The sequence below is a fragment of the Micromonospora sp. NPDC047620 genome, from assembly GCF_043205005.1.
Lineage (GTDB): Bacteria > Actinomycetota > Actinomycetes > Mycobacteriales > Micromonosporaceae > Micromonospora.
The window spans coordinates 122065-134635 of the sequence record NZ_JBIDDG010000013.1 but is presented as its reverse complement, the minus strand read 5'-3'; the positions used below and the strand labels follow the sequence as shown (position 1 = coordinate 134635).

Sequence of the window (12571 nt, the reverse complement as noted above, 5' to 3'; positions counted from 1 at the left end):
AACGGCCCGTCGAGTTCCGCGCCACCGGTGACGGCGTCGGGCGGGCGGTGGGCTCCCCGCACCGGGTGGCGGCGGTGCGCAAGCCCGCCGCTACGCTCGGCGGTCATGGTGGCGTCGAGGATCGCCGTGCCGGGGCGCGGGCTGGTGCCACCCGGGGAGCCGGTGCTGCGCGGCGACGACCGGGGGGTGCTGCACGGCGACGGGCTCTTCGAGACCATGCACCTGCGGGGCGGACGGCCGTGGCTGCGCGACGCCCACCTGGCCCGGCTGGCCCGGGCGGCGACGGCCGTCGAGCTCCCCCTGCCCCCCGCCGACGTGCTGGTCGACCTGCTGGAGACCGTGAGCGCCGGCTGGCCGGCCGAGGTCGAGGGCGCGCTGCGGCTGGTCTGCACCCGAGGCCCGGAGGGCGGCGGCCCGCCGAGCGTCCACGCCACGCTGGGCGAGGTGCCGGCGGCGACCCGGGCGGCCCGCCGGGACGGGATCACCGTCGCCACCCTGCCGCTCGGCGTCGCGGCGCGGGCCCGCGCCGCACTCGACTGGCTGCCCACCGGGGTCAAGTCCACGTCGTACGCGGTGAGCACCGCCGCCCGCCGCTGGGCGGCCCGCCGCGGGGTGGACGACGCGCTCTGGGTCTCCACCGACGGGTACGCCCTGGAGGGCCCGACCGCCAACCTGGTCTGGCTGGCCGGCGACACCCTCCGCACCGTGCCCGCCGCCGAGACGGGCGTCCTGCCGGGCGTGACCGCCGCCTGGCTCCTCGCCCACGCCCACGAACTGGGCCTGCGCGCCGACGAACGCCTCGTCACCCCGGCCGGGTTGCACTCCGCCGACGGCGTCTGGCTCACCTCGTCCGTCCGTGGGCTGGCGGAGGTCCGCACCCTGGACGCCGTCCCGCTGCGCCGCTCCCCGCACACGCCCGCCCTCCAGGCCCTGCTGGGCTTCCCCCTCCCCTGACCGGGGAGGGGGAACGGGTCGGGCGGGTCAGCCGGCCACGCGGGTGAGGCGGGCGGAGAGGTGCGGCGAGAGACCGTGGCCGACGGCGGCCATCTCCTGGGCGTAGAGCAGCGCGCCCTCGACGATGCCGAAGAGGCGGTGACCGGCGGTGACCTCCTTGGCGGTCGCCGTCCGGACCACCGCGTCGGTCACGAACTCGAGCTGGGTGCCCTTGCGCTTGCCGATGTGCAGCTCCATGACCCCGGTCGGCGTGGTCATCAGCGCTTCCAGCTCGTCGGTGACCCGCTCGCCGTCCATCACCGGCCGCCACCAGCCGACCTCACGGCCCGCCGGGCGGACCGGCGTGCTCTGCTCGTCCAGGATCCAGGCGCGCGACTCGTAGAACAGGAACGGCCGGCCGTCGTGGCTGATCCGGATCTCCTGGGCGTAGTCGAAGTCCTCGATCGTGGGGAAGCCGCCCCGGCCACGGCCGCGCCACACCCCGACGTACGGCAGCAGGCCGTCCAGCGACGGGTGCAGCTTCGGGCCGACCCGCAGGTCGTGGCTCTCCTCGTAGGGGTACGGGTCGACCGGCGGCGCGTTCAGCCACGGCGGCGGCTGCAGGGGGTTCTCGTCGCTCACCGGTTCACTCCGCCTCTCCCCGCCAGCGGCCACGACAGCTCACCAGCGTCCTCTCGATATACATACGGCCAGGTAGACCAGGCCACCGGCGAGCGCGCCCAGGCCGGCGACCAGCAGGCTGACGAACCCGATCTCGGTAACCATCGCGACCATCCTATGCTGGGCCCCATGGCCCGCACTCTCGTCGTCAAGGCCACCGCCGGCGCGGACGCCCCCGAGCGGTGCGCCCAGGCTTTCACCGTCGCCGCCACCGCGGCCGCCGCCGGGGTGCACGTGTCGCTCTGGCTGACCGGGGAGTCGACCTGGTTCGCGCTGCCGGGCCGGGCGCAGGAGTTCGAGCTGCCGCACTCGGCCCCGCTGGCCGAGCTGCTGCACGTGATCCTCACGACCGGCACGGTGACCGCCTGCACCCAGTGCGCCGCCCGTCGGGACATCGGCCCGGACGACGTGCTGCCGGGCGTCCGCATCGCCGGCGCGGCGGTCTTCGTCGAGGAGGCGATGGCCGAGGGGGCGCAGGCGCTGGTCTACTGACCCTCGCACCTCGATACCGTCCCGGCAGTTCGGGCGAATGCCTACGATTCGGATGTGACCGAGGCGACGCCGCCGTGCCCGAGGGGATGGGTCGGGTCGAGCTGCTCGACATCCCCGGCCGCTGGGGTCACGTCGACGCGCTCGGGCGCAGCCGCACCCCGCACGACCACGCCCCCGGCCACTGACCGCGGCCTCAGGCCGGGCAGCCGGTGGCGGCGGAGACGGCGACCCGGTCACCCGAGAGACCGGCGATGACCATGACGGCGCCGTGCCGGTAGGCGTACGCCTGGGGGGTGTCCAGCATCGGGACGCCGGCGACGGGGGCCAGCGCGGCGGCCGGGGACGGCGGGGCCGGGACGGCGGCGGCGCGGGCGGTGCGGGCGGCGCCGCCGGCGGGGCAGGGCGCGACGACCACCTCGGGGGCCGCTCCGGCCGGGCCGCCGAGGGCCCGCAGCGCCGCCGCCAGGGCCTCGGTCTCCGCGCCGGTGGCGCCGGCCGCCGGCGCGGCATAGCCGTCGCCGACCGGTCGGCAGCCCGTGTCGGCGGTCAGCCGGACCCGGCCGTCCCCGACGACCGTGCCCTCGACGGTGACGAACTCGCCCGCGTCGGCGCGCAGCCGCGGGCCGTCATCCGAGGTCACCCGGACCCCGGCCCGCCAGTGCCCCGGGAGCCGGTCCGCGACCTGTTCCAGCAGCGCCCGCTCCCCGCCCGCGGGCACGAACGCCTCCACCCCGCGGACCAGGGTGGCGCCGTCGGCGAACGGGGTGACCCGGCAGCCCCGCTCGATCTCGGGCGGGGTCAGCACGGCGGTGTCGCCGGCCGCCGCGACCAACTCGCCGACCGCGCGGTCGACGACCGGGCCGGCCTCGGCCAGACTGCGCTGCTCCCGGACGGTCGGCGGGTCGTCCCGCACCGACGTCCAGGTGAGCACGGTCAGCAGCACCGCCCAGGCCACGGTGGCGGCGAGCAACCAGGGCAGCCACCGCCGGGACGCCGGCCGGTCGGGACCGGTGGGCGGGGCCTGCCCCGCCGCTACGACACCGTTCACGACGCCATCGTGTCACGCCGGTGGAACGCGCCCGGAGACGGTCGTGGCCCGCCACCCTCGGCGAGGGGGCGGGCCACGGGGCCGATCGGAGCGTGGGTCAGGAGGCGACGGTGACGGCGACCTCGTTGATGCCCCGGCCGGCGGTCACGGCGGTGTCGCCGTTGCCGTGCCGGGAGAGCGCCCGCAGGGTCCAGGTGCCCGGGGCGGCGAAGAACCGGAACTGGCCGGCCGTCGAGGTCACCACCTCGGCGGTGAACTCACCGGTCGAGTCGAGCAGCCGGACGTACGCGCCCGGCACGGCCTCGCCCGCGTCGGACCGGACGACGCCGGTGATCACGGTCTCCTTCTCCAGGTCGAGGCTCGCGGGCAGCGGGGCGGCCTGGTCGGGAGCGGCGCAGCCGGCAGCGGTGGGTGCGGTCATGGCTCAGGCCTCCCCGGGCTCGTCGCCGAGCGCGACCGGCACGCCGACCAGCGAGCCGTACTCGGTCCAGGATCCGTCGTAGTTCTTCACGTTGCGGTGCCCGAGGAGCTCCTGGAGCACGAACCAGCTGTGCGAGGAGCGCTCGCCGATCCGGCAGTACGCGATGGTCTCCCTGCCGTCGTCCAGCCCGGCGTCGGCGTAGATCTTGCGCAGCTCGTCGTCGGACTTGAAGGTGCCGTCCTCGTTGGCCGCCTTCGACCACGGCACGCTGATCGCGGTGGGGATGTGCCCGGCCCGCTGCGCCTGCTCCTGCGGCAGGTGGGCGGGGGCGAGCAGCCGGCCCGCGAACTCGTCGGGGCTGCGCACGTCGACCAGGTTCTTGGTGCCGATCGCGGCCACGACCTCGTCGCGGAAGGCCCGGATGGAGGTGTCCGGCTCCTGCGCCACGTACTGCGTCGCCGGGCGGGTCACCGCGTCGGTCACCAGCGGGCGGGCGTCCAGCTCCCACTTCTTGCGGCCGCCGTCGAGCAGCTTCACGTCGCGGTGGCCGTAGAGCTTGAAGTACCAGTACGCGTACGCGGCGAACCAGTTGTTGTTGCCGCCGTAGAGGATGACGGTGTCGTCGTTGCCGATGCCGCGCTCGGAGAGCAGGGCCTCGAACTGGCTCTTGTTGACGAAGTCCCGGCGCACCTGGTCCTGCAGGTCGGTCTTCCAGTCCAGCTTGATCGCGCCGGCGATGTGGCCGGTGTCGTAGGCCGAGGTGTCCTCGTCGACCTCGACGAAGACGACGCCCGGGGCGTCGATGTTCTTCTCGGCCCACTCGGCCGAGACGAGTGCGGTGTCGCGACTCATCAGATCACTCCCTGGTGAGGATGGATGGTGAGCCAGCGCGCGGAGATCGATGAACATAACTGTCGCACCACGCGCGGGACCCATAGCGAGGAAACGGATCACGGGTTCGTGCGACGGCGCCGCTGCCGGGCGTTCGGTGGGAGAGCACCGGGGGTACGCGGACCCTGAGTGCCACTGGCTGCGTCAGGCAGCCGAGGACAGCCCCGCCGTCAGATGACGGGGCGACACAGGCAGGTGGCCACGCGGCACAGGTCGACCGCGCGCCGTTTGGTGAGGAGCGTCCCCATGAGCAGGGAGCCTACCAGCCACGCCCGATGACACCACCGGACCGACCAGCATCCGGGACGCGCCACCGCGCCACCGGCCCGCCACCCCCGGTCGCGTCGCCCCCGCGCTCGCGCCGGCGGGCGGACCGCCGGCGGGCTCAGCCGGCGGCGCGCTCAGCCGGCGGCGGAGTTGATCGGCACGTTCTTCGCGTCCGCGGTCACCGCCAGCCCCTCGGGCAGCGGCCGGACCTCCCGGACGGCGAGCTGGAACGGCAGTTCGGGCAGGGGCACGTCGACCGAGATGCTCTTGGCGTAGTTGCTGAGCATCGTCCGGGCCAGCGGCACGTTCGGCAGCCCCTCGGCGTTCAGGTCGTTGAAGCGCAGCGCCACCTGCCCCTCCTTGCCGACGGTGATGTCGGCGGTGCCGGTCACGGTGAGCCGCTGGCCGAGGATGTCGACCGGGGCGGTGACGGCGAGCCGGCCGCCCTGCTCGCCGAGGGTCAACCCGGGCCGGTCGAGCAGCTTGGCGAGGCTGTCGTAGCTGATGGTGCCGGTGCCGTCGACCGTCTCGGCGACCACGTCGCCCTGCCCGGAGCGGATCGTGTCCAGCGACGCGCGGACGTTGCGGGCGTCCACGTCGAGCTTCGGCAGCGCGACCACGTCGCCCTGCACCGAGCCCTGCACGTCGCGCAGCCCGATGGAGATGCGCTCGTACCGGCCGTCGAGCACCTGGGTGAGGAACGGGAAGCCGCCGACCTCGACCTCCGGCGCCGAGGACTGCGCCCCCTGCTTGGCGACCTCCTGCCGGATCTGGTCGGCGATGGCGCGCTCGGCCACCCCGGCCGCGACCCGGTCGGCCACGACGAGCAGGCCGCCGAGGACCAGGAGCAGGACGACGAGGGTGACGAGCACCTTGCGCCCGCGTCGACGGGGCCGCTCCTCGTACGTGTGATCCTGCGCCACGCCGCCTCCTGTCGTGAGTGCCCGGGGTGCCGCGTAGCGGCCTATCGGTGGTACCCGAACGGGGAAATCCTCAACCGCGCGTCAGAGGACCAGCTTGCACATGGCGTACGCGGCCGGCGCGGCGAGGGCGAAGCCGCCGAGCGGCCCCTGCATGTGCCGGGCCACCCACATGGTCGGCGGCTCCCCCGCCATCAGCCGGCCCGCCTCCGCGTACCCCACGGCGAGGTCGGCCAGCACGGCGGCGACGGCGGCGACCAGCCCGATGATCGCGGCCCTGGTCGGGGTGAAGGGCGTCACCAGGTAGCTGCCGAGAACGGCACTGACCAGCGTGCCGACCATGGCGCCGCCGACCACGCCGGCCGCGCCCCGGGGCACCTGCGGCGCCAGCCGCGGCCAGGGCGCCACCGCGTCGGTGAGCCGGGCGACGGTGAGCGCGACCCCGCTGGCGGTGAGGCAGACGGTGATGGCCTGGGTGCCGGCCGGGATCCGGCTGAGCGTGATCAGGGTGGTGAAGGCGACGACGCCCACCACGATCAGCAGGGTGCCACCCAGGGAGTCGGTCACCCGCACGCGGTCGACCCGCCGGACGAGTTGGCCGAGCACCCCCAGGAGAAAGGCGCCCGCCGCGACGTAGCCCAGCGGCGCCAGTCCGGCGACGTCCGTCTGCACGGCGGCGGTGTCGGCCGCGACCGCGGCGGCCACGCTGACCAGGGCGACCAGCAGCAGCGCCGGCGGCCGCATGGCCATCGTCCAGGCCAGCACGAAGAGCAGTTGCACGCCGAGGACGATGCCCGCGAACGGCAGCCGGTGGCCCGGGCCGGAGGTCTGCGCCCCGAGCACCAGGCCGATGCCGAGCAGGACCGCGAACCCGGCGACGGCCAGCGCGAGCGGGCGGCGCACCTCGACCGGCTCGACCACCTCCTCGTCCGGTTCGGCGTCCGCCTCGTCGTCGGGCCGGCGCGGCGGCTCGCCACCGCGGCGGGCGCGACGCGGCCCGCCACGCCCGCGGCGGGCGCCGTCGTCGTCTGGGGCCGGCCCGGTGCGCGGCGCCGGCGGCTGGCCACGGGACGGGCCCGACGGCCCCGGGCGGGGCCCGTCGGACCACGGGTCGCGGCCGGTCTCGGGCGAGCTGGAGGGAAACACGCCCCGATCGTGCCAGACCGGCCGGCCGGCGCGGAGGCCACGGTTTCGGCAACGTTAAAACCCGAGGCGCGATCATGGGCAAGCCGGGCAAACGGGAAAGGACGCGGAGGTGACGCCGGGGCCATCGGTTACGCTCAAGCCGCTACCCGCCCGTCAGCGACGCCGGGACCCACGCAAGTTCATCAGCGCCACACCCCCTGCGGAAAGCGCTGGTCGCGCGCGGCCGACGGCCGCCGGGACGGAGGTGATCGTGGAGATCCTGCTGCTGGTGACCGCACGCGCCGGCGAAGCATCCGCTGTGCTGCCGGCACTCGACCTGCTGCCGCACTCGGTCCGCACCGCGCCGCGCGACGTCCGCACCCTGGTGGCCGGCCCCAGCCCGGACGCGGTGCTGGTCGACGCCCGTTCCGAGCTGAGCGAGGCTCGGGCCACCTGCCGGATGCTGCACGCCACCGGGCTCGGCGTGCCGCTGGTCGCGGTGGTCACCGAGGCCGGGCTGATCGCGCTCAACGCGGACTGGGGCGTCGACGACGTCATCCTCGCCTCGGCGGGCCCGGCCGAGGTGGAGGCCCGGCTGCGGCTGGCGGTCGGCCGGCTGAGCAACGCGACGTCCGGCGCCGGCGGCTCGATCCGCGCCGGCGAGCTCACCATCGACCCGGACACGTATGCCGCGAAGCTGAAGGGCCGACCGCTCGACCTGACCTACAAGGAGTTCGAGCTGCTGAAGTTCCTGGCGCAGCACCCCGGCCGGGTGTTCACCCGGGACCAGCTCCTGCGAGAGGTCTGGGGCTACGACTACTTCGGCGGCACCCGCACGGTCGACGTGCACGTCCGGCGGCTGCGGGCGAAGCTCGGCTCCGAGTACGAGTCGATGATCGGCACGGTGCGGCAGGTGGGCTACAAGTTCGTCGTGCCGCCGTCCCGGTCGCTGCCGGAGTCGGAGCACGCCCCGCTGCCCATCTGAACCCCCTTCCCCTTCCGGGGAATTATTCGTGTACGCCCGTTTTTGCGCAGCTCGCCGGTTTTAGTCTGACTGCCGGAATTGCTAGCAAAGGGGGGCGGCGACGTGCGCATCGACCACGGGGGCAACGGTTCGGCACGGACGGGCACGACGATCCGGGACCCCTCCGCCGTGCGCGCCGTCGGCATCGTCGTGCTGGTCGTGACCGCCCTCCTCGGCACCGCGTACGCGCTCGGCCGCAGCCTGGTCCCCGACCGTCCCACCGCCAACGTGACGACCGGCCAGCACTACGCCGACCAGCCGCCGACGGAGGACCCCGACCGGCCCACGCCCGGCGACGACCGGAGCACCGGGCCCGCGGTGGCCGGGCAGGACGGCGGGGCCAGCCCGAGCGGCACCCCGACCGGGGCCGACGGGCCGTACGGCACGCAGACCACCAGCGGCACGTCGCAGGTCGCGCTGACCTTCGACGACGGGCCGGACCCGCAGTACACCCCGCAGGTGCTCGCCCTGCTCCGCGAGCACCACGTCCGGGCCACCTTCTGCGTGGTGGGCGAGAACGCACAGAGCCACCCCGACCTGATCCGGGCGATAGTGGCCGACGGGCACACCCTGTGCAACCACAGCTGGAACCACGACGTCACCCTCGGCCAGCAGTCGCCGGAGACCATCCGGGCGGACCTGCTGCGCACCAGCGAGGCGATCCGGGCGGCGGTGCCGAACGCCCCGATCGCGTACTACCGCCAACCCGGCGGCGCCTGGACCGGCTCGGTGGTGTCCGTGGCCCGGGAACTCGGGATGAGCCCGCTGCACTGGACGGTCGACCCGGTGGACTGGCAGACGCCGGGGGCCAGCCGGATCGCCGGGATGGTCCTCACCAACGTCGAACCCGGCTCGGTCGTGCTGCTGCACGACGCCGGCGGCGACCGGCAGGGCACAGTGGACGCGCTGTACGAGATCCTGCCGGCCCTGACCAGCCGGTTCAAGGTGGCGGCGCTGCCCAACGGCGCGACGTGACGCTCGGCGAACCGCCCGGCGCGGTCGCCTGCCCGGCCCGCCGCCGTGACCCCCGCTACACCGCCCGGCGGGCCGGCTGAGGTCGGCGGGAACCGGCGGCCGACCGGACTACGGTGACGACATGACCAGCGCCGCACCGACCAGCCAGCAGGTGACCCGGACCGACCGCCTCAGCCCCGCGCAGATCGCCGACGTACTGGCCCTCGCGGGGGCCGCCGGCGACGCCGACGGGGCGGACCCGTTCGACGAGCACGTCCTGCTCCGGCTGCGGGACCCGGACGCGGCCGTGGTGCACCTGACCGCCCAGGCCGCCGACGGGACGCTGACCGGGTACGCCCACCTGGACACCACCGACGGCGAGGCCGGGACCGGCGTGGAGTTGGCGGTGCACCCGGCGTACCGGCGGCGCGGGACGGGACGGGCGCTGGCCCGGGGCGTGCTGGCGGCGGCCGGGGGGCCGCTGCGGGTCTGGGCGCACGGCGACCATCCGTCCGCCGCCGCGCTCGCCGTCGACCTGGGCCTGCGCCGGGCACGGGTGCTCTGGCAACTGCGCCGGCCGCTGACCGCGCCGATCCCCGAGCCCCGGCTGCCGGAGGGGGTGACGCTGCGCGCGTTCCGGCCGGGCGACGACGACGCCGCCTGGCTCGCCCTCAACGCGCGTGCCTTCGCCGAGCACCCCGAGCAGGGCCGCTGGTCCCCCGCCGACCTGCGGGTACGCCTCGCCGAGCCGTGGTTCGACCCGGACGGTTTCCTGCTCGCCGTCGAGGCGGCCACCGGCCGGCTGGTCGGCTTCCACTGGACGAAGGTCCACGAGCGCCCCGGCTCGGCCCGGATCGGCGAGGTCTACGTCCTCGGGGTGGACCCGGCGACGCACCGGGGCGGACTGGGCCGGGCGCTGACGGCGGCCGGCCTGGCGTACCTGCGGGACCGACGGGGCCTGGACCGGGTCATGCTCTACGTCGACGAGTCGAACACTGCCGCAGTGGCCCTCTACGAGCGGCTCGGCTTCGCCCGCTGGTCCGCGCACGTGAACTACCAGTCGGCCTGACCGACACCGGTCCGGGTCCGCCGCCCCAGCGACGGACCCGGACCGACGGGGCCGGACCGACGGACCCGGACCGACGGGTCACCGGCGGATAACGGCGGCGCGTCGGCGAGATAACGGCCTACCGGAAAAATGACCATACTTCCGACAGGGGCATCCGAGTTCACTTAACGGACAACTCACCCTCAGCGAGCGGTCACCTGCGCTGCCGCACCTGTTCACCTCGCGTTCACGTGCGACCGGCAAACCGGCTACCTGGCACTCCTAACTTTTGGACCAGCCGGTCAGCGCCGGCACCCCGGGCCCCCAATCCGGGTGCGAAGTCAGACGTGAAGGGAAACCCCTCAGGTGAAGCTCCAGCGGCACGGCACTCTCGCCTGCCTCGCTCTTACCGCGACGCTCGCTCTCAGCGCATGCGGCTCGGACAACAACGAGCCCGCGAGCAGCGCCTCCGCCTCCGGGTCGGCCGCCGCCGCCGACTGCGCCACCGGCACGCTGAACGCCCAGGGCTCGTCGGCGCAGAAGAACGCCATGGACGAGTGGATCAAGGCGTACCAGCAGAAGTGCTCCGGCGCGAAGATCAACTACGAGCCGTCCGGCTCGGGCGCCGGCATCCAGGCCTTCATCGCCGGCACGGCCGACTTCGCCGGCTCGGACTCCGCCCTCAAGGAAGAGGAGCAGCCGCAGGCCAACGCCAAGTGCGTCGGCGGCGCCGCGATCAACCTGCCGATGGTCATCGGCCCGGTCGCCATCGCCTACAACCTCAACGGCGTGGACAACCTCCAGCTCAAGCCGGCCACCCTGGCGAAGATCTTCGCCGGCAAGGTGACCAAGTGGGACGACCCGGCCATCAAGGCCGACAACCCGGGCGCCACGCTGCCGTCGACCGCGATCAACGCGGTGCACCGCTCGGACTCCTCCGGCACCACCGACAACTTCACCGACTTCCTCTCCAAGACCGCCGCGTCCGACTGGACCTTCGGCAAGGCCAAGGAGTGGAAGGCCCCGGGTGGCACCGGTGCGGCCAAGTCGGACGGCGTGGCCAGCGCGATCAAGGGCCAGGACGGCACCATCGGCTACGTCGAGTGGTCGTACGCCGAGAACGGCGGCCTGAAGACCGCCAAGGTCGGCAACGGTGCGGGCGAGTTCGCCGAGCTGACCGCCGAGTCGGCCGGTAAGACCATCGCCGGCGCCGAGGTGGTCGGCCAGGGCGACGACCTCAAGATGAAGATCGACTACAACACCAAGGTGGCCGGGGCCTACCCGATCGTCCTGGTGACCTACGAGATCGTCTGCACCAAGGGCCTCGCCGCCGACAAGCTGCCGCTGGTCAAGGGCTTCCTCGGCCACGCCGCCAGCACCGAGGGCCAGGCCGACCTCACCGAGCTGGGCTACGCCCCGCTGCCCGAGTCGGTCCGCGCCAAGGTCGAGGCCGCGGTCAAGAACCTCGCCTGACCCGCCTCACCGACACCATCACCACCACCTCAACTCGAAGCGAGCGAGCAGATGGGTGAAACCCCTCAGCGCTCGGCCGACGCCGGCACCGGCGGGACCCGCGTGACCGAAGGTCACGAGCGGCCCGCCGGTGCCTCGGCGCGTCTGGCCGAGCCACCAGTCAGCACCCGTACCCTGGGCGGAGCCGGGCTGGGCGGCGGTGGCGCGCTGCCCCGGGCCCGGGCGTTCGGCGCAGAGCGAGCCTTCCGGGGCCTCACCCTGGCCGCCGGCGTCGCCGTCCTGGTCATCATCGCCGCGATCGCGGTCTTCCTGATCGCCAAGGCCGTGCCGGCGCTGCGGGCCAACACCGAGGGCTTCTGGACCTTCGAGGGCTGGTTCCCGAACGACGCGGAGCCGAAGTTCGGCATCGGGGCGCTCGCCTTCGGCACCGTGCTCAGCTCCGCCCTGGCCCTGCTGATGGCGGTGCCGGTGGCCCTGGGGATCGCGCTCTACCTGTCCCACTACGCGCCGCGCCGGCTCGGCACCACGCTGGGCTTCCTGATCGACCTGCTGGCCGCGGTGCCGAGCGTGGTCTTCGGCCTCTGGGGCCGGGACGTCTTCATCAACCCGGTCCGGGACTTCTCCGCCTGGCTGAACACGTACTTCGGGTGGATCCCGATCTTCGGCGGCGACGGCCCGTTCGGGAAGTCCATCATGCTGGGCGCGCTGGTCCTGGCGATCATGGTGCTGCCGATCATCACGTCGCTCTCCCGCGAGGTGTTCCTGCAGACCCCGACCGCCAACGAGGAGGCCGCCCTCGCCCTCGGCGCCACCCGCTGGGAGATGATCCGCACCGCGGTGCTGCCCTACGGCCGCCCCGGCATCGTCGCCGCGGTGATGCTCGGCCTGGGCCGGGCGCTCGGCGAGACCATCGCCCTGGCGATGACCCTCGGCATCACCTTCAACATCTCGTTCAACCTCATCGAGAGCGGCGGCAACACCATCGCCGCCAACATCGCCAACACGTTCGGCGAGGCGAACGACACGGGTCGGGGCGCGCTGATCGCCTCCGGTCTGGTGCTCTTCGCCATCACGCTGATCGTCAACATCACGGCGCGGGCGATCATCCACCGCCGCCGGGAGTTCACGGAGTCGGCCGCATGAGCGAGCGTCAGCGAGCGAATCATCGTCACAGTGCCGGTGCCTCATGGCGCCACGCAGCGAAGCGGAGTGGCGGCATGAGCGAGCGTCAGCGAGCGAACCATCGTCACAGCGCATCGGTATCGGTGCCTCACGGCGCCACCGAGCGAAGCGG

Annotated in this window: 15 protein-coding genes; 7 read left to right on the top strand and 8 right to left on the bottom strand. The window is 74.0% G+C overall.

All coding sequences use genetic code 11. From position 1 onward, the window contains the following. The first annotated feature begins 105 nt into the window (after positions 1-105). Entirely contained in the window at positions 106-954 is an 849-nt protein-coding gene (locus tag ACGF5C_RS18115) for an aminotransferase class IV (protein ID WP_393302976.1), read from the top strand. A 27-nt stretch (positions 955-981) separates the two neighbouring features. Here the strand turns inward: ACGF5C_RS18115 and ACGF5C_RS18110 are convergent, their stop codons facing one another. Together ACGF5C_RS18110 and mtfM are read right to left on the bottom strand one after the other, a co-directional pair. After that, positions 982-1575, bottom strand: coding sequence for an FABP family protein (locus ACGF5C_RS18110; protein ID WP_393302974.1), 594 nt, complete (start codon positions 1573-1575; stop codon positions 982-984). 39 nt (positions 1576-1614) lie between these two features. Beyond that, a complete protein-coding gene (gene mtfM / locus ACGF5C_RS18105) occupies positions 1615-1719 on the bottom strand; it encodes a small membrane protein MtfM (RefSeq protein WP_393302972.1) in 105 nt (34 codons plus the stop codon). A 12-nt stretch (positions 1720-1731) separates the two neighbouring features. On the opposite strand from mtfM, the gene ACGF5C_RS18100 reads away from it, so the two are divergent. Next, positions 1732-2106 (top strand): DsrE family protein, encoded by a 375-nt coding sequence (locus ACGF5C_RS18100; protein ID WP_350706940.1) that lies wholly within the window; start codon positions 1732-1734, stop codon positions 2104-2106. 193 nt (positions 2107-2299) lie between these two features. On the opposite strand, the gene ACGF5C_RS18095 is transcribed toward ACGF5C_RS18100, so the two are convergent. From ACGF5C_RS18095 to ACGF5C_RS18070, 6 genes are all read right to left on the bottom strand, one after another. Continuing rightward, positions 2300-3154 carry a hypothetical protein gene (locus tag ACGF5C_RS18095; protein WP_393302970.1) on the bottom strand — a complete coding sequence of 285 codons (855 nt, stop codon included), beginning with the start codon at positions 3152-3154 and terminating at the stop codon, positions 2300-2302. 97 nt (positions 3155-3251) lie between these two features. Next, entirely contained in the window at positions 3252-3575 is a 324-nt protein-coding gene (locus ACGF5C_RS18090) for a DUF1416 domain-containing protein (protein ID WP_393302968.1), read from the bottom strand. A 3-nt stretch (positions 3576-3578) separates the two neighbouring features. Then, the gene (locus ACGF5C_RS18085) at positions 3579-4427 is read right to left on the bottom strand and encodes a sulfurtransferase (RefSeq protein WP_393302967.1); all 849 of its coding nucleotides are present in this window, start codon (positions 4425-4427) and stop codon (positions 3579-3581) included. 209 nt (positions 4428-4636) lie between these two features. Next, entirely contained in the window at positions 4637-4714 is a 78-nt protein-coding gene (locus ACGF5C_RS18080; protein WP_311202345.1) for an Ms5788A family Cys-rich leader peptide, read from the bottom strand. 153 nt (positions 4715-4867) lie between these two features. After that, positions 4868-5656, bottom strand: coding sequence for a DUF2993 domain-containing protein (locus ACGF5C_RS18075; RefSeq protein ID WP_393302965.1), 789 nt, complete (start codon positions 5654-5656; stop codon positions 4868-4870). Positions 5657-5737: 81 nt separating this feature from the next. Continuing rightward, positions 5738-6799 (bottom strand): hypothetical protein, encoded by a 1062-nt coding sequence (locus ACGF5C_RS18070; protein WP_393302963.1) that lies wholly within the window; start codon positions 6797-6799, stop codon positions 5738-5740. A 244-nt stretch (positions 6800-7043) separates the two neighbouring features. Between ACGF5C_RS18070 and ACGF5C_RS18065 the strand changes: the two genes are divergently transcribed. The 5 genes from ACGF5C_RS18065 to pstC all read left to right on the top strand — a co-directional run bounded on the left by ACGF5C_RS18065 (position 7044) and on the right by pstC (position 12420). Next, entirely contained in the window at positions 7044-7763 is a 720-nt protein-coding gene (locus ACGF5C_RS18065) for a winged-helix domain-containing protein (protein WP_393302961.1), read from the top strand. A 108-nt stretch (positions 7764-7871) separates the two neighbouring features. Next, positions 7872-8777: a polysaccharide deacetylase family protein gene (locus ACGF5C_RS18060; protein ID WP_393303136.1), complete on the top strand. Its 906-nt coding sequence runs from the start codon at positions 7872-7874 to the stop codon at positions 8775-8777. A gap of 121 nt (positions 8778-8898) precedes the next feature. After that, positions 8899-9825 carry a mycothiol synthase gene (gene mshD / locus ACGF5C_RS18055; RefSeq protein ID WP_393302959.1) on the top strand — a complete coding sequence of 309 codons (927 nt, stop codon included), beginning with the start codon at positions 8899-8901 and terminating at the stop codon, positions 9823-9825. Between the two features lie 345 nt (positions 9826-10170). Then, the gene (gene pstS, locus ACGF5C_RS18050) at positions 10171-11277 is read left to right on the top strand and encodes a phosphate ABC transporter substrate-binding protein PstS (protein WP_393302957.1); all 1107 of its coding nucleotides are present in this window, start codon (positions 10171-10173) and stop codon (positions 11275-11277) included. 51 nt (positions 11278-11328) lie between these two features. Next, positions 11329-12420 carry a phosphate ABC transporter permease subunit PstC gene (pstC, locus tag ACGF5C_RS18045; RefSeq protein WP_393302955.1) on the top strand — a complete coding sequence of 364 codons (1092 nt, stop codon included), beginning with the start codon at positions 11329-11331 and terminating at the stop codon, positions 12418-12420. The last annotated feature ends 151 nt before the right edge of the window (positions 12421-12571 follow it).

Excerpts from the sequence above, each read along its gene's own strand:
- mtfM (WP_393302972.1), bottom strand. The coding sequence starts at position 1,719 with ATGGTTACCGAGATCGGGTTCGTCAGCCTGCTGGTCGCCGGCCTGGGC.
- ACGF5C_RS18085 (WP_393302967.1), bottom strand. The coding sequence starts at position 4,427 with ATGAGTCGCGACACCGCACTCGTCTCGGCCGAGTGGGCCGAGAAGAAC.
- pstC (WP_393302955.1), top strand. The coding sequence starts at position 11,329 with ATGGGTGAAACCCCTCAGCGCTCGGCCGACGCCGGCACCGGCGGGACC.
- ACGF5C_RS18115 (WP_393302976.1), top strand. The coding sequence starts at position 106 with ATGGTGGCGTCGAGGATCGCCGTGCCGGGGCGCGGGCTGGTGCCACCC.
- ACGF5C_RS18090 (WP_393302968.1), bottom strand. The coding sequence starts at position 3,575 with ATGACCGCACCCACCGCTGCCGGCTGCGCCGCTCCCGACCAGGCCGCC.
- ACGF5C_RS18080 (WP_311202345.1), bottom strand. The coding sequence starts at position 4,714 with ATGGGGACGCTCCTCACCAAACGGCGCGCGGTCGACCTGTGCCGCGTG.
- ACGF5C_RS18100 (WP_350706940.1), top strand. The coding sequence starts at position 1,732 with ATGCTGGGCCCCATGGCCCGCACTCTCGTCGTCAAGGCCACCGCCGGC.
- mshD (WP_393302959.1), top strand. The coding sequence starts at position 8,899 with ATGACCAGCGCCGCACCGACCAGCCAGCAGGTGACCCGGACCGACCGC.